The 17,443-nt window shown below is 60.5% G+C and carries 20 protein-coding genes; 2 read left to right on the top strand and 18 right to left on the bottom strand.

Annotated features, from left to right (window positions below):
- Positions 1 to 174: 174 nt before the first annotated feature.
- From GGD57_RS07265 to GGD57_RS07280, 4 genes are all read right to left on the bottom strand, one after another.
- Positions 175 to 1,137, bottom strand: coding sequence for a flagellin (locus GGD57_RS07265; RefSeq protein ID WP_184468288.1), 963 nt, complete (start codon positions 1,135 to 1,137; stop codon positions 175 to 177).
- A 298-nt stretch (positions 1,138 to 1,435) separates the two neighbouring features.
- The gene (locus GGD57_RS07270; protein WP_184468290.1) at positions 1,436 to 2,347 is read right to left on the bottom strand and encodes a flagellin; all 912 of its coding nucleotides are present in this window, start codon (positions 2,345 to 2,347) and stop codon (positions 1,436 to 1,438) included.
- 247 nt (positions 2,348 to 2,594) lie between these two features.
- On the bottom strand, positions 2,595 to 3,503 hold the full coding sequence (locus tag GGD57_RS07275) for a flagellin (protein WP_184468292.1): 909 nt from the start codon (positions 3,501 to 3,503) through the stop codon (positions 2,595 to 2,597).
- A gap of 283 nt (positions 3,504 to 3,786) precedes the next feature.
- Entirely contained in the window at positions 3,787 to 4,692 is a 906-nt protein-coding gene (locus GGD57_RS07280) for a flagellin (RefSeq protein WP_184468294.1), read from the bottom strand.
- Between the two features lie 432 nt (positions 4,693 to 5,124).
- On the opposite strand from GGD57_RS07280, the gene GGD57_RS07285 reads away from it, so the two are divergent.
- Positions 5,125 to 7,041 (top strand): glycosyl transferase, encoded by a 1,917-nt coding sequence (locus GGD57_RS07285; protein WP_184468295.1) that lies wholly within the window; start codon positions 5,125 to 5,127, stop codon positions 7,039 to 7,041.
- A 54-nt stretch (positions 7,042 to 7,095) separates the two neighbouring features.
- Here the strand turns inward: GGD57_RS07285 and GGD57_RS07290 are convergent, their stop codons facing one another.
- Positions 7,096 to 7,572: an Lrp/AsnC family transcriptional regulator gene (locus GGD57_RS07290; protein ID WP_184468297.1), complete on the bottom strand. Its 477-nt coding sequence runs from the start codon at positions 7,570 to 7,572 to the stop codon at positions 7,096 to 7,098.
- Positions 7,573 to 7,676: 104 nt separating this feature from the next.
- Here GGD57_RS07290 and GGD57_RS07295 point away from each other — a divergent pair, with 104 nt between their 5' ends.
- Positions 7,677 to 8,210 (top strand): RBBP9/YdeN family alpha/beta hydrolase, encoded by a 534-nt coding sequence (locus GGD57_RS07295; RefSeq protein ID WP_184468299.1) that lies wholly within the window; start codon positions 7,677 to 7,679, stop codon positions 8,208 to 8,210.
- A 60-nt stretch (positions 8,211 to 8,270) separates the two neighbouring features.
- Here GGD57_RS07295 and fliP read toward each other — a convergent pair whose 3' ends face one another.
- From fliP to flgF, 13 genes are all read right to left on the bottom strand, one after another.
- Positions 8,271 to 9,008, bottom strand: a complete 738-nt coding sequence (fliP, locus tag GGD57_RS07300) for a flagellar type III secretion system pore protein FliP (RefSeq protein WP_085736198.1) — start codon at positions 9,006 to 9,008, stop codon at positions 8,271 to 8,273.
- Complete coding sequence (locus tag GGD57_RS07305) at positions 9,005 to 9,511, bottom strand: flagellar basal body-associated FliL family protein (protein ID WP_184468301.1); 507 nt, start codon at positions 9,509 to 9,511, stop codon at positions 9,005 to 9,007. Before GGD57_RS07305 ends, fliP begins: the two co-directional genes overlap by 4 nt.
- 12 nt (positions 9,512 to 9,523) lie before the next feature.
- Entirely contained in the window at positions 9,524 to 10,240 is a 717-nt protein-coding gene (flgH, locus tag GGD57_RS07310; RefSeq protein ID WP_085736195.1) for a flagellar basal body L-ring protein FlgH, read from the bottom strand.
- Positions 10,237 to 10,779: a MotE family protein gene (locus GGD57_RS07315; protein ID WP_184468303.1), complete on the bottom strand. Its 543-nt coding sequence runs from the start codon at positions 10,777 to 10,779 to the stop codon at positions 10,237 to 10,239. The genes flgH and GGD57_RS07315 overlap by 4 nt, the downstream gene beginning before the upstream one ends.
- A complete protein-coding gene (locus GGD57_RS07320; RefSeq protein ID WP_184468305.1) occupies positions 10,776 to 11,897 on the bottom strand; it encodes a flagellar basal body P-ring protein FlgI in 1,122 nt (373 codons plus the stop codon). The genes GGD57_RS07315 and GGD57_RS07320 overlap by 4 nt, the downstream gene beginning before the upstream one ends.
- Entirely contained in the window at positions 11,894 to 12,376 is a 483-nt protein-coding gene (flgA, locus tag GGD57_RS07325) for a flagellar basal body P-ring formation chaperone FlgA (RefSeq protein ID WP_085736189.1), read from the bottom strand. Before flgA ends, GGD57_RS07320 begins: the two co-directional genes overlap by 4 nt.
- A 16-nt stretch (positions 12,377 to 12,392) precedes the next feature.
- Positions 12,393 to 13,181, bottom strand: a complete 789-nt coding sequence (gene flgG / locus GGD57_RS07330; RefSeq protein ID WP_184468307.1) for a flagellar basal-body rod protein FlgG — start codon at positions 13,179 to 13,181, stop codon at positions 12,393 to 12,395.
- A 19-nt stretch (positions 13,182 to 13,200) separates the two neighbouring features.
- On the bottom strand, positions 13,201 to 13,545 hold the full coding sequence (locus GGD57_RS07335; protein WP_085736185.1) for a flagellar hook-basal body complex protein FliE: 345 nt from the start codon (positions 13,543 to 13,545) through the stop codon (positions 13,201 to 13,203).
- 2 nt (positions 13,546 to 13,547) lie between these two features.
- Entirely contained in the window at positions 13,548 to 13,964 is a 417-nt protein-coding gene (flgC, locus tag GGD57_RS07340; RefSeq protein ID WP_184468309.1) for a flagellar basal body rod protein FlgC, read from the bottom strand.
- 5 nt (positions 13,965 to 13,969) lie between these two features.
- On the bottom strand, positions 13,970 to 14,362 hold the full coding sequence (gene flgB / locus GGD57_RS07345; protein WP_085736181.1) for a flagellar basal body rod protein FlgB: 393 nt from the start codon (positions 14,360 to 14,362) through the stop codon (positions 13,970 to 13,972).
- 167 nt (positions 14,363 to 14,529) lie between these two features.
- Entirely contained in the window at positions 14,530 to 15,072 is a 543-nt protein-coding gene (locus tag GGD57_RS07350; protein WP_184468311.1) for a flagellar protein, read from the bottom strand.
- Positions 15,073 to 15,074: 2 nt separating this feature from the next.
- Complete coding sequence (gene fliI / locus GGD57_RS07355; RefSeq protein ID WP_184468313.1) at positions 15,075 to 16,472, bottom strand: flagellar protein export ATPase FliI; 1,398 nt, start codon at positions 16,470 to 16,472, stop codon at positions 15,075 to 15,077.
- A 2-nt stretch (positions 16,473 to 16,474) separates the two neighbouring features.
- On the bottom strand, positions 16,475 to 17,209 hold the full coding sequence (gene flgF, locus GGD57_RS07360) for a flagellar basal-body rod protein FlgF (RefSeq protein WP_184468315.1): 735 nt from the start codon (positions 17,207 to 17,209) through the stop codon (positions 16,475 to 16,477).
- Positions 17,210 to 17,443: the final 234 nt, after the last annotated feature.

Genomic DNA, 17,443 nt, shown 5'->3' on the forward strand with positions numbered 1-17,443 from the left:
GGCAGCATACTCGCTCCGCTCAAAATGACCTTGCGCGCCGGCATGTCCCCTTCGAAGCGGACAAGGGCTTGACCTTGCGCCGGCACGGATTCGGACGATGCCCTCATGCCGGAAACTAGGAAGTCAAACTTGCGCGAGGATGAATGGCGCCGCCATCCGAGATCGCGCCCAGCTTTACTCCAGCAGAATCAGAATCTTGCTCGAAGCCGTGTTGAGGATCGAAATCGCCTCGACCGCCATCTGCTTCTGGGTTTCGATCGCCTTCTGCCGGATCGAAGCCTCGTCCATGTCGGTATCGACGAGGGCGCCGACGCTCTTGTCGATCGAATCGGAGAGATCGGCGGTGTAGTCTATCTGATCGTCGATGCGCGTCTTCATCACGCCGATCGAAGCGGCCGTCGTCGTCAGCGAGGAGAGCAGCGAGTCGGTCACATCAAGCATGTCGGCGAGTTGCGAGTCGGTCGTGTTCTTGTCGATCGCAACTTCCGTACCCGTCGCCGGCGTGGTCGAGTTGGCGTTCAGCAGATAATAATTGCGCGGTGTCGGACCGCTGTTGTTGATCGCGTTGGCATCGACCGCCTTGGTGAACAGACCGCCGCTTGCATCGTTCTTGTCGATGAGAATGGTCTGCGACGACGGGAAATCGATGCTCTGGGCCTGATATTCGCCGGTTGGCGCGCGCACGAAGCCCGAGATGACCGACCATGTCGGCGGCGCGGCGGAATCCCCGTTCAACAGCCAATTCTCACCGGCAAACGACGTCGATTCGACGACGGTCTGCAGCTGTTGCTTGTATTCGCTGATCTCAGCGTTGATCTTATCCTTGTCGGCACCAGGCTCTCTTGCCGAAACCAGCTTGGCGCGAATCTGGCCGATGAGATCAATCGCCGAATTCATCGACGTGTAGGTTGCATCGACCTTGGCAGCGCCGAGACCGAGCGCATCCCCGATCGTTCCGAGATTGGTGCTGTCCGAGCGCATAACGGTCGCAACCGACCAGTAGGACGCATCGTCGGCCGCCGTCTCGATACGATATCCCGAGGAAACTTGCTGCTGGGTCTGGCTGGCTTCTTTGTTGATGCTGCGCAGCACCGCAAGCGCATTCACCGCGGCCGCGCTGGTAATCTTAACGGTCATCGACAGGTCTCGGAATAAGGTGACAGGGCAGGCCGGATTACCGGCGGCGACCGAAATGGCGTCATGCCTCCGGCGAAATTTCCACCGGCGTATCGCAAAGCAAATCAACTCCAGGCAAAGGTAACTCGATATCAACCTGTTCGGCAAGAGCGCAGCGACGAGCGCCGAACGCGGAGCGTACACCGAAGTAAACCATTGATATAAATGAAAGAACCGCGCCGTTTCTGGCGCGGTTCGCGAGGTTTTTGGCTTGCGGCCAGGCAATGGCGCAAGATTCGGTCCAGCTTCAGCGCCTGGCTTAGCTGCGGAACAGCGTGAGGATGTTCTGAGCGCTGGAGTTGGCGATCGACAGCGACTGGATGGCCAGCTGCTGCTGGGTTTGCAACGCCGTCAGCTTACTCGACTCCTCCTCCATATTGGCATCGACGAGGCGGCCGACGCCCGAGTCGATCGAATCGCTCAGCGCTCCTACGAAGTTTTCCTGCAAGTCGATGCGGGTGGAAATCGAGCCGAGCTGCGATGCAGCCTTAGTCATCGCATTCAGGCCGGCCTCGATCGACGTCAGGGCCATGGAGATCTCAACCGAGCCGAAGGTGCTGATGTCCATCGAATAGATCGAACCGATCGTGCCGTATGACGTGCCGATAATGCCGGAGGTCGTGTCGATCGTGCCGGTCGAGGTCATGCCGAAGAGAACGTTGCCCGAAGAGCTCGTGTCCAGAATGTAGTCCGTCGTCTTGACTGACACATTGCCGTTGCCATCGCGCACGAAGGTGGAAACCACGCTTTTGGTGCCGTTAGCGCCGGCAACCCAGTTTTCACCGGAGAAAGAAGCGGATTGGGCGATGCTGAGCAGCTGCTGCTGCAACTGACCGATTTCTTCTTGGACCTTGGTCTTGTCGACGCCCTTTTCGGTCGCGGCGACGATCTTCGCCTTGATTTCGCTGATGACGTCGATGGCGCTGCTCATTGCGGAGTAAGCCGTGTCGACCTTGGCGGCGCCGAGGCCGAGAGCGTCGGAGACGGCGGAGAGTGCCTTGTTGTCAGAACGCATGGTCGTTGCGATCGACCAGTAGGCGGCGTTGTCGGACGCTTTTTCGACGCGATAACCCGACGATACGCGGTTCTGCGTCGCCTCAAGGCCGTCATTGATTCCACGGAGTGTCTGAAGAGCGGCCATCGCCGCAACGTTCGTCAAAATGCTGGTCATGAAATGATTGCCCCTTGTTGGCAGTTGAAAGGAAGGGACATTCCGGAAAGCTACCGGGAACGGGGACCAGCCTCATGCCTGTTAACCGGTTCTTAAATTTGGTTAACCCGCCGTCTCGTTGGAGGCAGAAGACAGCATTATGGTTAATCGATCGTTAACAGACATTAAAAAAGCCGCGCTCCATCGAAGCGCGGCTTGATTGCTGGGGGCCCGCCGGAGATCGGCGGGCCGATATTTCTGCGGGTTATTAGCCGCGGAACAGCGAGAGGATGGTCTGCGAAGAGGAGTTCGCGATCGACAGCGACTGGACGGCCAGCTGCTGCTGGGTCTGCAGGGCGCTGAGCTTGGACGATTCCTCTTCCATGTCGGCGTCGACGAGACGGCCGACACCGGAGTCGATCGAGTCGCTGAGCGCGGAGACGAAGTTTTCCTGCAGTTCGATACGCTTGGAAACCGAGCCGAGAGCAGCGCCGGCGCTGGTCATGGACTTCAGAGCCGCTTCAACGTTGGTCAGAGCCGACTGGATCTGGCCGAGGGTGAAGTTGGTGATGTTCATCGAGTAGACAGAACCGGTCGCGCCATTCGAAGTACCGAGGATACCCGTCGAGGTTTCGACCGCGCCACCGCTCATGCCGAACAGCACGTTGCCCGCGGAGCCGTTGTTGAGAACATAGTCGGTCATCACGACCGAAACGGCGTTGGAGCCGTCGCGGACGAAGGAGGCAACGACGTTCTTGGTGCCGTTAGCGCCGGCAACCCAGTTTTCGCCGGAGAAGGAAGCCGACTGAGCGACGCTCAGGAGCTGCTGCTGCAGCTGGCTGATTTCTTCCTGGACCTTGGCTTTGTCGACGCCGTTTTCAGTGGCGGCAACCAGCTTGGCCTTGATGTCGCCGACGACATCGATGGCGCTGTCCATGGCGGAGTAAGCGGTGTCGACCTTGGCGGCGCCGAGGCCGAGAGCGTCGGAAACAGCGGAAAGCGCCTTGTTATCGGAACGCATGGTCGTTGCGATCGACCAGTAGGCAGCGTTGTCGGCAGCCTTGCCGACGCGATAGCCGGACGAAACGTGGGCCTGGGTCGTCTGGAGACCCTGGTTGACGCCACGCAGAGTCTGGAGGGCTGCCATTGCAGCGTTATTGGTATTGATGCTCGTCATAGTTTGTTTGCCCCTTGTTGGCAGATTTTAAGAAGGGACATTCCGGATTTCGGCCGGCCCACAGCGATCAGCATCATGCCTGTTAACCATTCTCGTTAAGGTTAACTCGCCGTTTCGATGGGCCTAGAAAACAGCAAGATGGTTAAGGAAAGCTAAATTGGAATTGAAAATAACGTAAAAATATCGGGCACTTAGATGGATTTTCATTAACCTTATATTAAAACATTTCGCGGCCGGGGGGTGACCCGGGCCGCGAAACTTGGAAACCTTGTGCCGACCGCTCTTAGCGGAAGAGCGACAGGATGTTCTGCGAAGAGGAGTTCGCGATCGACAGCGACTGGATCGCCAGCTGCTGCTGGGTCTGCAGGGCGCTGAGCTTGGACGATTCTTCTTCCATGTTGGCGTCGACGAGGCGGCCGACACCGGAGTCGATCGAGGCGCTGAGGGCGCTGACGAAGCTGTCCTGGTTGTCGATGCGCTTGGAGAGCGAGCCGAGAGCAGCACCGGCGCTGGTCATGGACTTCAGAGCCGATTCGACGTTGCTCAGAGCCGTCTGGATCTGGCCAGCGGTGAAGTTGGTGATGTTCATCGAGTAGATCGAACCGGTCGCGCCAGTCGACGTACCGAGGATACCCGTCGAGGTTTCGACCGAACCGCCGCTCATGCCGAACAGAACGTTGCCCGCAGAGCCGTTGTTGAGAACGTAATCGGTCGTGGTGACCGAAACGGCGTTGGAGCCGTCGCGGACGAACGAGGAGACAACGCTCTTGGTGCCGGAAGCGCCGGCGACCCAGTTTTCGCCGTTGAAGGAAGCCGACTGAGCCACGCTCAGGAGCTGCTGCTGCAGCTGGCCGATTTCTTCCTGGACCTTGGCCTTGTCGACGCCGTTTTCAGTGGCGGCAACCAGCTTGGCCTTGATGTCGCCGACGACGTCGATGGCGCTGTCCATGGCGGTGTAAGCGGTGTCGACCTTCGCAGCGCCTACGCCGAGAGCGTCGGAAACGGCAGAAAGTGCCTTGTTGTCCGAGCGCATGGTCGTTGCGATCGACCAATAAGCCGCGTTGTCGGATGCCTTGCCGACACGATAGCCGGACGAAACGTGAGCCTGGGTTGACTGCAGACCCTGGTTGACGTTGCGCAGCGTCTGGAGAGCGGCCTGTGCGGAAGTGTTGGTGTTAATGCTTGTCATAAATCTGTCCCCTGGAAACTAGATACAAAAAGGAGGACATACCGGACTGTAGTACCGGCGATGACGGACCAGCTTCATGCTACTCGGCGCCTTTTTTGTTTGGCCCAAACCCGTCATGTCCAGGGCAATCTCGCAGCCAATGCTTGCCAACTTCTTAAAAATGGAGCGCCCGTGCCGGCCCCTTACATCGCATAGTTAATGCCGACTGAATCTATTCCTTCGCATGCTAACATACGGGGAAAGAAACCGTTTCCTGTCTGCAAAGGAAGCGTCTTCGTGCGGCGCACCGGTTTCAAGCAAGCTTCGCATGCCAATGTGGCAGCCGCCGGGAGAGCATCATCGGATCGATCCACCTGTTTTCGGTGGAGGACGGCTCGTGCCCGCCCGGCGATCGACAGCCATGCCAGAACATTTCCTTTACGGAGTTGGGTTTTGAACAGCAAAGTTTCGTTCTCTGCGGCATCCAGAGACTACCAGGCGGGCCGCTACACACAGTCGTTGGCGACGCTCAACCAGCTCATGGATATCCAGCAGGACGCCAAGACCTATGCGCTGCTGGCCAAAAACCTCGTGCAGCTCGGCTTCAAGGCCGATGCCGCGAAAGCCTATGGCCTGGCCGGTAATTGCGAAGGACCGAATGCCTACGAATACCAGAAACAGGCTGCCAAGCTGCATTACGAGACCGGCAACGATGACGATGCGCTGCTGATCGCCATGCGCAACCTCGCGAAGGCACAGGAGGATGCCGAACTCGCCTTCATCATCACGGCGATCTATCTGAAGCGTCAGCAGCGCGATATCATTCGTCCGTTCAAGACGGTGCTGTCACAGAGTGCCAATCCCGATCATATGCGCCTGGCCGCCCTGCTTCTGAGCGACGATCTGAACGACGCGACCAACCAGAGCCTCTCGCGCAACCTCTTCAAGCGGTTTCCCGGCAATCACGCGTTCCGCTTTCTACATCTGGTTTTCGCCCGCGAATTCAATGAGTTCGAAGAGGCCACCAAACATCAGGCGGTGATCGACGCTGCACTCGCAAAGGGCGATCTCGATATCCTGCGCAAGGATAATCCGTTCTATCATCTGCACTGGTGCGGCAACGAAGACCATAACCGCTATGCAACGATCGGTACTACCCCCCTCAATCCGGAACGGGTAGCCTTCCGCCGCAACCAGCCGCACAGCTGGTCGGACAAGATCCGGATCGGCTACATGTCATCGGACTTCTGGGATCGCCATGCGACGATGAAGCTCCTGCAGCGCATCCTGGAACTGCACGACAAGGACCGGTTCGAGGTGACGCTCTTCTGTCATACGGGTCCGGAATACCTGAAGCACAACGTGACCGACCGCAGCCGCTGGGGCCGGATCGTCGATATTCACGGCTTCTCCGACCAAGCGGTGCTTTCAGTCGTGCGCGAGCATAATATCGACATCATGGTCGACCTGAAGGGCCATACCTCCGGCAGTCGCGCGACAGCCTTCAACCTGCCGCTGGCGCCGGTGCATGTCGGCTGGCTCGGTTTCCCTGGCAGCACCGTCAACATCGACCTCGACTACGTGATCGGCGACCATTCGGTATTGCCCGAGGTGGCCAAGCCCTTCTATCATGAGAAATTCTGCCGGCTGCCGGAAAGCTATCAGCCGAACGACCCGATGCACCGTCCGAAGCCGCGCGCCGTCACCCGCGAGCAGCTCGGTCTGCCGGAAGACGCCTTCATCTTCGCGTCCTTCAACGGCAACCGCAAGATTACGCCTGAGGTCGTCCATAGCTGGTGCCGTATTCTCAAGCGCGCGTCGAACAGCGTGCTCTGGCTGATGGCGAACACACCGCGCAACCAGGCAAATCTCTTGAAGCAATTCCAGGCGGCGGGGATTTCGCCGAAGCGGATCATCTTCTGCCCGCGCGCTCACTATGAAGACCACATCGACCGGCAGCAGGCGGCCGATATCGGCATCGATACGTTCCCGGTCAACGGCCATACGACCACCTCGGAGCAGCTTTGGGGCGGCCTGCCGGTGCTGACCCTCAAAGGCACCAACTTCGCCTCACGCGTCAGCGAGAGCCTGCTGAGAGCCATCGATCTGCCTGAGCTCGTGGCAGACGACTTGCAGGCCTACGAGGACCTTGCCGTCGAGCTGGCCGAAAATCCAGGGCGGATCGCCGAATACAAGGCGCACCTCAAGGAGAAGCGCTATATCGCGCCGCTCTTCGATGCCGAACGCTTCTGCCACCATCTGGAGCGGGCCTATGAAATCATGGCCGGGCGCGCCAAGCAGGGTCTCGCACCCGACCACATGGACATTGCGGCGCTGCCGCCGCGCACGGCGCCGTTCGCGGCCGAGTGAGGCTTTTTGAGACGGAATACCCGCTGAAGCGATCCTGTTCGCCTCAGCGGGAATTTACCTCTTTGCAATCAGTTCACGCCCGATACGTTTAGGCGGCTCTCTCCGCAGAACGATGGCCGTCGTGACCGAGCCGTAGCGTGCAATGGCATCGACGATGCTTTCAAGGTGGGCCGGCGTGGGAACAATGGCTTTCAGGTGAAAACAATCCTCTCCTGTCAGCCTTAGAACCTCAATAATCTCAGGCATATCGGAAAACTGCTTCAGGCATGTCTTGATATGCTCGTGCGTGGTGCGCAAGCGGATAACGGCCATCATGCCAAGTCCGACCGCGGCGGGGTCGATGACGGCTCTGTAGGCCTCGATGATACCGCGTTCTTCAAGCCGTTTGAGACGCTCCGACGTGGCCGGCTGCGAAAGGCCGACCTTCCTTCCGAGCTCGGAGACGCTGATGCGTCCATCATCCTGCAAGACTTCGATGATGGCGATGTCGGTCGGATCGAGATCCGGTGTGGTATCGGTGCGCTTTGCCATCAACCTTCAATCTATCGGATTACCCCGTACTTTTCCGATAGATGCCAATTTGGTTCGCAGGTGTAAACCGCCATACTTCCGCTGAAGCGAAGAAGAGGCGAGATATGACCGAATTCATTCATCTGCCGGGCATCGGCAATTCCGGACACACACACTGGCAGAGCCGTTGGGAAAATGCCAATCCAGCCATACGCCGTTTTGCGCCAGCGAGCTGGGATCAGCCGGATCTTTCCGACTGGGTCGAAGCCTTGGACCAAGCGGTGCGCAGAGCCAGAACACCACCTGTCCTCGTGGCGCATAGTCTTGCCTGCCTGCTTGTAGCACTTTGGCACCAGCGTGCCCCTTCGCCGATCAAGGGAGCGTTCCTCGCCGCCGTGCCAGACCCTCTGTCTTCGCACTTTCCTGCGGACGCTGCAGGCTTTGCAGATGTACCGCAAACGCCGTTCGGCTTTCGATCGCTGATCGTTGCAAGCACCAATGACCCCTATGGTTCGCTGCCCTATGCCGAAACGCGGGCAAAGCAATGGGGCAGCGAATTGAAAATCATCGGCGCGGCCGGCCACATCAATGGCCAAAGTGATCTGGGTGATTGGCCCGAAGGTCTGGAATTGCTGATGGATTTCGCGAACCGCGCATAGCAGAAACCGGCCTATCGAGGAACCGAAGTTCCTCGTGACCAAAGCAAAGGCCGCAGGCGGTCAGTGGAATGAGCGCACCAGGCTGCCGACGAGCAGGTTCCAGCCGTCGATCAGCACGAAGAAGAGAATTTTGAAAGGCAGCGAGATCGAGGTCGGCGGCAGCATCATCATGCCCATCGCCATGGTGATGGTGGCGACGATCAGGTCGATGACGAGGAACGGCAGCACGACGAGAAAGCCGATCTCGAAACCGCGGCGAATCTCGGAAATCATGAAGGCCGGGATCAGCACGCGGTAGTCGATCGGATCGGTCGTCTGGATGTTCTGGCCACGTTCGCGCGCCAGATCGACGAACAGCGCCAGATCCTTGTCGCGAGTATTGGCCGCCATGAAGGTGCGGAAGGGTTCGGCAATACGCTGGACCGCCTCGGTCTCGTTGATCTGATTGGCAAGCAGCGGCTGCACGCCGTTCTGCCAGGCCTGATCGAAGGTCGGCGACATGACGTAGAAGGTCATGAACAGCGACAGCGACAGCAGGATCATGTTGGAGGGCGTCGAGGAAAGACCCATGCCCGAGCGCAGGATCGAGAAGGCGATGATGAAGCGCGGGAAGCTCGTCACCATGATCAGGATACCCGGCGCGACCGAAAGAACGGTCAGCAGGCCGAATGTGCGGATGATCCACGCGGCGACGGAGCCATCGACCGGCACGTTCAACAAGTCAGTCGGCAGCTGCTGTGCCACCGCCAGTTCCGGCACCACCATCATGGCGGCAAGGAAAACTATGAGACGAATCATTCGATGACAAATGTCCTGAACATGACCTTCGATACCCGCCCTTGCGAGCGAAGGTCAACACGTTCCTGTATGTCATCCTTGAGATATTGAAAGCCCCGCGGCCCCTCGATCTGCTGCAGGGAAACGGTCCTGATATAGGCGAGGATATCCTGATGAATATCCTCGGAAACCTTCACGTCAGGCGGCCCGTTGAACATCAGCGCGACCTCGAGTCGCACCCAGTTTTCCGAGGGGTAGGCAAGGTTCGAGGTGATCGGCTCGAGCTGGACGATGTTGTTGGCCTCGGTCGAGATGCGGGCCAGGCCTTCCTCGGCCTTTTTCTTGGCATCGGCGTCCTTGGCCTGCTCGGCCTCCTTGGCGCCCTTGATGTTGGGCGCGACGATCGTGCCAACCGCCCAGCCGCCGCCGGCGCCGAGGAGCGTCAGGACGGCGATGCCGATGATCGTCATCAGCGGGCCGGATTTCTTCTTTGGTTGGCCTGCGCTTGTGTCTTCGTCTGCCATCGTCGTTCAGCCTCAAAGCGGCGAGAAAAGATCGACGGCCTGCTGGCCGCGCGGAGGCTGCTGCACTTCCATCAGGCGGCCACGGCCACCGTAGGAAATGCGGGCTTCGGCGATCTTGTCGTAGGAGATCTGGTTGTCGGAATTGACGTCCTGCGGACGAACGATGCCGGCGACATTCAGAATGCGCAGTTCCTGGTTCAGGCGGACTTCCTGCGAGCCGGATATGACGAGGTTGCCGTTTTCGAGAATGCCGGTGACGACGGCGGCGACCAGAAGGGTGATCTTGTCGGTGCGCTCGATCTTGCCCTTGCCGTCGGTGCTGGTGTCGGAGCCATAGGTCAGGTCGGTCTTGGACTGAGGCGTCCAGCCGAAGATCTGGGCGTTGACGTCCCAGTTCATGCCGCTCGAATTCGTGCGGCTGCGATTGGTCTCGTTGTCGAAGGAGGCCTTGTCGTTGATCTGGATGTCGACGGTCAGGATGTCGCCGACGTTGAGCGCGCGTGCATCCTTGAAGAGGGCTGCCTGCGAATCACTCCACAGCGAATAACCCTGGGCAACGGCGCGCGGCTGCTTGGGATAGAGCGCCATCTGCGGCGTCTGGCCGTAGGCAAGGCCGCTGCCGATCGGGCTCATGGCGGGCGCACGGCCGATCTCGCTGACCGCGGTCGGAGACTGGCAGCCTGCAAGGAGTGCGAGGGCGGCGATCGCGGCCGGGAAACGCATATTCATGAAGGATCCTTCGACGTATTGGGATCGGACGCACTGGCGATGATACTGGCGATGGCCGCGGCCTTCTTCGCGTCCATCTCGTTGAGGATGAGGCTCGACTGGCGCGGGCTGAGCCGCATGATCACGGCCGAGGCCACCTCGATGTTCATATCCTGCAGCTGGAGTGCCGCGGCATCCGGCTTCATCTTCTTGTAAATTTCGGTGAGGCCGGCTTCGGCCTGCTTCAGGAAATCGTCGCGCCGCTTCAGCCAGTCCTGATATTCGGCCTTGCGCTTGTCCATCTCGGCCACGCGGGCGTCGATGTCGGCGCGAAGCTTTTCCAGTTCCTGCTTCTGCAGGAGGTAACGCTGATCGCGGGCGGGGTCGGCGATATTGGTGCAGAACTGTTTGATCTCGTCCTGGGAGGTGATGTCGCCCGCCGGCGCATGCTCCTGCGCGAAGGCGCCGGGGATCGACAGGAGCGTGAGGACTGCCGCCGGCAGCGCCAGCCGGCGCAGCAGTTGCACAACCGTCATGTCGGGATTGAGAATCGTCTTCATTGCAGCACGAGCTCCGCCTGCAGGGCGCCCGCCGACTTGATGCCCTGGAGAATGGCGATGATGCCATCCGGTTTCACGCCGATATTGTTGAGGCCGGCGACGAGGGTTCTGAGGTCGGGACCGTCGATGATGGCGACGCGCCCTCCAGTCTGCTGAGCCGCGATATCGGTCTGCGGCTGGACCGCAGTTACGCCGCGCGAGAAGGGTTCGGGCTGGATGATCTGCGGCGTCTCGGTGACCTGCACGGTCAGGGTGCCGTAGCTGACGGCAACCGGCGAGACGCGGACATCCGAACCGATGACGATCGTTCCGGTGCGCTCGTTGATCACGACCTTGGCCGGCGTATCGGTCTCGACGATGAGATTTTCGATGTCGGCCATCAACCGGGTGAGATCGGCCGTGCGCGGCTTCTGGATCACCACTTCCTGCGAATCCTTGGCTTCAGCGACCGGGCCGCCGAAGCGGGCCGAGGCATAACCGTTGACGATGTCGGCGATACGGATCGCCGTCGAGAAGTCGGGGTTGCGCAGCTGCAGGACGAGATTGACCGAATCCTTGAAGCGGGACGGCAGTTCGCGCTCGATGATGGCGCCGCCCGGCACCCGGCCGGCAGTGGTGACACCTTCGGTCACGGTCGCCGCCTGGCCTTGGGCCTGAAAACCGGTAACGATGGCCGCCCCTTGCGCGACGGCATAGATCTGGCCGTCGGCGCCGGAAAGCGAGGTCATGACAAGCGTGCCGCCGCGCAGCGACGTTGCGTCGCCGAGCGAGCTCACTGTGACGTCGATGCGGCTGCCGGGGCTTGCGAAGGGCGGCAGATTGGCGGTGACCATCACCGCCGCCGTGTTCTTGGCGTTGGACTGGCTGCCCTGCGTCGAGATGCCGAGGTTCTGCAGCATCGCCCGCATCGACTGCTCGGTGAAAGGAGACGAACGGAAGCCGTCGCCGGTTCCCTGCAGGCCGACGATCAGGCCGTAGCCGATCAGCTGGTTGTCGCGGCCGGCCTGAAGCGAGGCGATGTCCTTGATGCGGGATGTCAGCGCCCAAGCGGGCGCGACATCGGCCAAGCTCATGGCGAGAACCGCGACAAGGGTTAAAAAGCGGAAGAACAATTTCATTTTGCCCTCACATGGATCGTGCCGTCCGCAAGCACCGTGCCGCTGACGATAACACCGGAATCCATATTGCGTGCGCGGATGAGCTGCCCCGTCGCGCCGTCTTCGAGCGGCGTGCCGGCAGCCGAGATCGTCATCGCGCCGAGCGAAAAGACCAGGCGGATCGAAGAGCCGCGGGTCACCGTATAGGCTTCACGCAGGCCAGAAACCGAAATGGTCCGGCCCGGCAGCAGCGTTCGCTTGGAGACCAGGCCTTCGACCTGGGAAATGGATTTGGCAAAATCGCCGGCGAGGTTGGGGTTGGTGACCTCGACCTCCTGAAGCTGGCTGGCCGACAATGTGTCGCCGGGGTAGATGATCGTCGTCGGGACGACGGCATAACCCATGCCGGCATCCACCTTCGCGGGCAAGAAAATGCCCGCGACTGCGATCGTGGCTGCCGCCACCCATCCTGAGATGTGTCCTGCCCGGCAAAACATCATGTTTCGGCCCTTCCCTTTACTTCAGGTTCTTGCTGACGATGGAGGCCATTTCGTCAGCGGTGGTGATCACCTTGGAATTCATCTCGTAAGCACGCTGGGCCGAGATCAGCTCGGTGATTTCCTTCACCGGGTCGACGTTCGACGATTCCAGATAACCCTGCTTCATGTAGGCGAAGCCTTCCTCGTCAGGATTGCCGATGACGGCATCGCCGGAGGCGGCGGTTTCCTGGAAGAGATTGTCGCCGATCGGCTGGAGACCCGCCTCGTTGACGAAGTCGGCAAGCGTCAGCTGGCCAAGCGTGGTCGCGCTCGTCGCGCCCGGCAGCTTGGCCGAAACCTCGCCGGAGCGGCTGATCGTCAGCTCGGTCGAGCCCGTCGGAATGGTGATGCCGGGAAGGACCTCGTAGCCGTCGACGGTGACGAGCTGGCCCTGGTCGTTCTTGTTGAAGGCGCCGGCGCGGGTATAGAGCGTCGTACCGTCGGTCGACTGGATCTGGAAGAAACCCTTGCCGATCAGCGCCACGTCGAGGTCGTTGCCGGTCTGGGTCAGTTCGCCCTGGAGATGCAGGTTACGGACGGCCGAGGTCTGGACGCCGAGACCGATATTGGCGCCTTCCGGAACGACGGCCTGGTTGGCGCGGTTGGCGACACCCTTGGCCCGTTCGGTCTGGTAGAGAAGATCGGAGAATTCGGCGCGCGCGCGCTTGAAGCCCGTCGTATTGATGTTGGCGATGTTGTTGGCGATGACTTCCAGATTGGTCTGCTGGGCATCCATGCCCGTTGCTGCGATGGCGAGCGCTCTCATGTGTTCGTCCTCAAATCAGTTACATCTGCATCTTGGTGACTTCGAGAAAGGCCGAGACGACCTTGTCGCGGATGGCGATCGCGGTCTGCAGCGTCTGCTCGGCCTGGAGCATGGAATCGACGACCTCTCGCGTCGTCGCCGTGCCCTTGATCCCGGCAAAGGACATGCTTTCCGCACCCTTCAGGCTGGTGACCGCGTCTGTCGCCATGTTGCCCATGACGGAGGCAAAGCTCATGCCGTTGGCTGCACCCGCGGTCCCCGGCATGGTGGTGGCGGCCGACGACGAGGCGGAATTTTCGGTGTCGACGGCGCCGAGCGCACGGGTCATCGAAAGGTTGCTGACATTCTGGACGCTGCTGATCATTATTATTGGCTCTTCAGGAGGTCGATCGTGGAGGAGATGAGATCGCGGGTCTGCTTGATGGTCTGCAGATTGGCGTCATAGGAACGGTTGGCTTCACGCATGTCGGCCATCTCGACCAGGATGTTGACGTTCGGCAGCTTGACGACGCCCTTCTGGTCCGCAGCCGGATTGCTGGGATCGAATTCGGTGCTGAAATCGCCTTCGTCCTCGCCGACCTTCTTGACGTTGACCGTCTCGACGCCGCTGGTGCGATCCATCTGCTGGCCGAAGGTGATCGTCTTGCGGCGATAGGGGTCGGCCCCCGGCGTGTCGCCGGTCGAGCGGGCGTTGGCAATGTTTTCCGAAACGATGCGCAGGCGGGTCGACTGCGCCTCGAGGCCGGAACCGGCGATTTTCATTGCGGCTGAAAGCGGATCCATGACTTTTACTTCCTGACGGTCATCAACATCATGCGGTTGAAGGAACTGACCAGCGAGGTGTTCAGATCGTACTGGCGCTTGATATCGCCCGACTTGGAGAGCTCCTCGGCCAAACCGACCGTGTTGCCGGATTCCTGAACGCCGATTTCCTGGTCGAGTGCGGCGTCCTTGACGTCGATATCGCCGCTGGCGCTGAAATCGTTGCCGCTGAGATGGGCCGGATTGGTGCGCGCCATGGTGATGTCGGACTTATCGAGCACGGCATCGAAGGGCGTGACGTCCTTGGCATGGAATTTCGGGGTATTGGCATTCGCGATGTTGCCGGCAACAACCTGCTGACGGATCGTCAGCCATTCCGCCTGTCGCGAAGCCAAGTCGAAAAGTTGGATCGGTTGCATGAGAACTCTCCGTTTTTACTGCCCCGAACCTAGTGTGGTAATCTTGCGTGGGACTTACGGGAATTCCGGCTTCGAGACGCTTTTCGGCGAAAGCTTCCGCCACAAATGAACCGGGCTCCGGCCGGTTTACGGCGGAGCCCTTTTTCCTTCAGTCTCTGCCGTAAGGTTCAGTTGTTCTGGTAGGTCTCCCCCTTGGAGGTGACGATCACCCATTTGCCCTGGCGCTGTTCGATTGTCGCAAGGCGGCTCTGGTCGGGCAGGATCGAACCGACGCGCACCACATACATGCCGGAGGGATCCTCGATCAGCGCCCGGCCGTTGGAGACGTGCAGCAGCCGGAAGGAGGATGTGCCGGGGAAAGGCTGATCTTCCAGTATGGCGCGGCCCTGGCGTTCCTTGCCGAGATCCGAGACCGTCGCCGTCGTCAGCGGGTCGACCGCCGGCTGCTTCCTGTCCGCCTCATTCTTGTTGACCATGGCAAGCGGCGAAACGCTGAAGACGTTGCGCGCCGGCCAATTCGGAAGTTCGCGCGAATTGCTGCTGGCGGCGACATTCATGCCGAACTTGTCGGCGTTGAAGAACACGTACCATGGAAAGAAGGCGGAAGCGCCGGCAAGCGCCAGGCCGGTAAAGGTCAAAAACCGATCCAGCATGACGGTCTTCCTGTGCTGATTCAGGGAAGCGATGCGTTCGTCGTCAAATTCAGCCACGTCTATCTCCTCTGGATGGCGGCGGCCTGATTGCCCATGCCGGCTGCAGCTTTGAGCGCGCCGGCGAGATCGGCGAAGGCATCGGGCGAGTCGCGATCGCCCGGAGACTGTTTCAGGACGTCGTAAATGATGGGCACCTGCTTGACCGCCATGTCGAGATCGGGATCGGCGCCTTGGCGGTAACCGCCGATCAGGCGCAGGTCGCGCGTTTCCTCGAAGCGGTGGATCAGCACCTTCAGCCGCGACACCAGCTTCTCCTGATCCGGCGTCCAGGCCTTGCGGGCAAGACGCGAGATCGAGGCGAGCGGATCGATCGGCGGATAACGCCCTTCTTCGGCGAGGCTGCGCTGCAGGACGATATGACCGTCGAGAATGCCGCGCGTCGAATCGGCGATCGGGTCGTTGTGGTTGTCGCCGTCGACGAGGATCGAGATGATCGCCGTGATCGTGCCGGCGCCCTCGGGGCCGGGGCCGGCACGCTCCAGCAGGCGCGGCAGCTCGGTGAAGACGGAGGCGGGATAACCGCGCGCGATCGGCGGCTCGCCGGAGGCCGTCGCCACTTCGCGGATCGCATGGGCGAAACGCGTGACGCTGTCGACGATGAAGAGGACGTTTTCGCCCTTGTCGCGGAAATGCTCGGCGATGGTGACCGCCGTCAGCGGCGCCATCTTGCGCAGCATCGGGCTCTCGTCGCTGGTCGCGACGACGGCGATCGCCTTCTTCATATTGCTGCCGAGCGTATCCTCGATGAATTCGCGCACCTCACGGCCGCGTTCACCGACAAGCGCAATGACGACCTTGTCGAAGGCATCGGCGCGGGCGAGCATGGACAAGAGCGTCGACTTGCCGACGCCGGAGCCGGCGAAGATGCCGAGGCGCTGCCCGAGGCAGAGCGGCGAGAAGATGTCGATCGCGCGCACGCCGGTCTTGAAGCCGGTCGCGACACGCTTGCGCGTCATCGAGGGCGGCGCGGTATTGGAGATCGAGCGGCGATCGAGGCCCTCGGCGATCGGCCCCAGCCCGTCGATCGGCTCGCAGAGCGAGTTGACGGTGCGCCCGCACCAGCTGTCTGCCGGTGAGATGCGGAAGGCGCCCTTGCGGATGACCGTATCGTGAATGCCGATCGGCTCGCCAGGTTCGATCGGGCAGACATAGATCAGATCCGGCTCGACGCGAACGACCTCGCCGAGATGGATGCCGGTCGCCGATTTATGGGCGACGAATTCACCGAGGCGTACATGGCGGGAGAGGCCGCGAACCGTATAATGACCGGCGGCGATGGTCTGCACGCGACCGCCATGGGCGACGGCGAAATCCGGCGATACGTATCGGTCGACGAGATCGGCCAGATGCGCCAATTTCGGGGAAAGGCCGTCCTCGGGCAGGAGCGTGGTGTTCATGCTCAGCGGCTGCCCCCAAGCGTCTGGACGGCTTCCTTGAACGAATCCTCACTGTCGCGCATCAGCGAAGAGACGCTTTCGAAGGCGCGGTTGACTTCGATCAACTGGGTGATCTCGCGCATGGCGTTGACATTGGAGTTTTCGAGATAACCCTGCTCGACGCCGACATTGAAACGGTCGACGACGGCGCGCGGCTGTTCGGTGGTCATGATGCCGCTGTTTTCGTAGCGCAGGTAACCCTTGCTGATATCGGCCTCGAACAGGCCGAGCGAGGCGACCTGGCGGCTGTTCTGATAGATGATGCCGTCGGTGCCGACAGCCGGTTCGCCGCCTTTGCTGTCGAGCTGGATCGGCGCGCCGCCGGCGTCGAGAACCGGATATCCCCGGATCGAGACGAGTTCGCCGGTATCCTTGAGCGTAAAACGGCCGTCCCGCGTCAGAACTCGGCCGGCCGGCGTATCGAGCGCAAACCAGGCATCGCCCTTGATGGCGAAGTCGAGCATGTTGCCGGTATGCTGCAGTTCGCCGTTGCTTTCGTTCAGATAGTCATTGCCCTGGGAAACGAAGGCGACCTTGGTGTTCAGCTTGTTCTTGGTCGCCGCCACCATCTCGTCGAACTTCACCTCGGTGGCGCGAAAGCCGGTCGTGTTCACGTTCGCCATGTTGTCTGCGATGGTGGTCAGGCGCTTTTCAAGCGCCATCTGCGACGACAGAGAAACATAAAGACCGGATTGCATGTCGGTAAGCTCCAAGCATTGGCGATGAACGGAACGAAAAGCCGGGCGTCGTCTGTCTGGTTCGGCCGGGATTTCGCTGAGGCGGCATCTCAGAAACGGGCGCGGTGACCCATTCGTCTCCTTTAGACTGACGGCAGATGCTTGCGCGAAGCTGGCACGCGAAAATGCCTTGCGGACGGCCTTTCATCAGCCTCACGCAAGGCAGAAACCCTATCCGTCTCAAAGAAAAGTAAC

This window comes from Rhizobium esperanzae (assembly GCF_014197615.1).
GTDB classification, from domain to species: Bacteria; Pseudomonadota; Alphaproteobacteria; order Rhizobiales; family Rhizobiaceae; genus Rhizobium; species Rhizobium esperanzae_A.

Coding starts and splice junctions, on each gene's coding strand:
- GGD57_RS07265 (WP_184468288.1), bottom strand. CDS start 1,137: ATGACCGTTAAGATTACCAGCGCGGCCGCGGTGAATGCGCTTGCGGTG.
- GGD57_RS07270 (WP_184468290.1), bottom strand. CDS start 2,347: ATGACCAGCATTTTGACGAACGTTGCGGCGATGGCCGCTCTTCAGACA.
- GGD57_RS07275 (WP_184468292.1), bottom strand. CDS start 3,503: ATGACGAGCATCAATACCAATAACGCTGCAATGGCAGCCCTCCAGACT.
- GGD57_RS07280 (WP_184468294.1), bottom strand. CDS start 4,692: ATGACAAGCATTAACACCAACACTTCCGCACAGGCCGCTCTCCAGACG.
- GGD57_RS07290 (WP_184468297.1), bottom strand. CDS start 7,572: ATGGCAAAGCGCACCGATACCACACCGGATCTCGATCCGACCGACATC.
- GGD57_RS07295 (WP_184468299.1), top strand. CDS start 7,677: ATGACCGAATTCATTCATCTGCCGGGCATCGGCAATTCCGGACACACA.
- fliP (WP_085736198.1), bottom strand. CDS start 9,008: ATGATTCGTCTCATAGTTTTCCTTGCCGCCATGATGGTGGTGCCGGAA.
- GGD57_RS07305 (WP_184468301.1), bottom strand. CDS start 9,511: ATGGCAGACGAAGACACAAGCGCAGGCCAACCAAAGAAGAAATCCGGC.
- flgH (WP_085736195.1), bottom strand. CDS start 10,240: ATGAATATGCGTTTCCCGGCCGCGATCGCCGCCCTCGCACTCCTTGCA.
- GGD57_RS07315 (WP_184468303.1), bottom strand. CDS start 10,779: ATGAAGACGATTCTCAATCCCGACATGACGGTTGTGCAACTGCTGCGC.
- GGD57_RS07320 (WP_184468305.1), bottom strand. CDS start 11,897: ATGAAATTGTTCTTCCGCTTTTTAACCCTTGTCGCGGTTCTCGCCATG.
- flgA (WP_085736189.1), bottom strand. CDS start 12,376: ATGATGTTTTGCCGGGCAGGACACATCTCAGGATGGGTGGCGGCAGCC.
- flgG (WP_184468307.1), bottom strand. CDS start 13,181: ATGAGAGCGCTCGCCATCGCAGCAACGGGCATGGATGCCCAGCAGACC.
- GGD57_RS07335 (WP_085736185.1), bottom strand. CDS start 13,545: ATGATCAGCAGCGTCCAGAATGTCAGCAACCTTTCGATGACCCGTGCG.
- flgC (WP_184468309.1), bottom strand. CDS start 13,964: ATGGATCCGCTTTCAGCCGCAATGAAAATCGCCGGTTCCGGCCTCGAG.
- flgB (WP_085736181.1), bottom strand. CDS start 14,362: ATGCAACCGATCCAACTTTTCGACTTGGCTTCGCGACAGGCGGAATGG.
- fliI (WP_184468313.1), bottom strand. CDS start 16,472: ATGAACACCACGCTCCTGCCCGAGGACGGCCTTTCCCCGAAATTGGCG.
- flgF (WP_184468315.1), bottom strand. CDS start 17,209: ATGCAATCCGGTCTTTATGTTTCTCTGTCGTCGCAGATGGCGCTTGAA.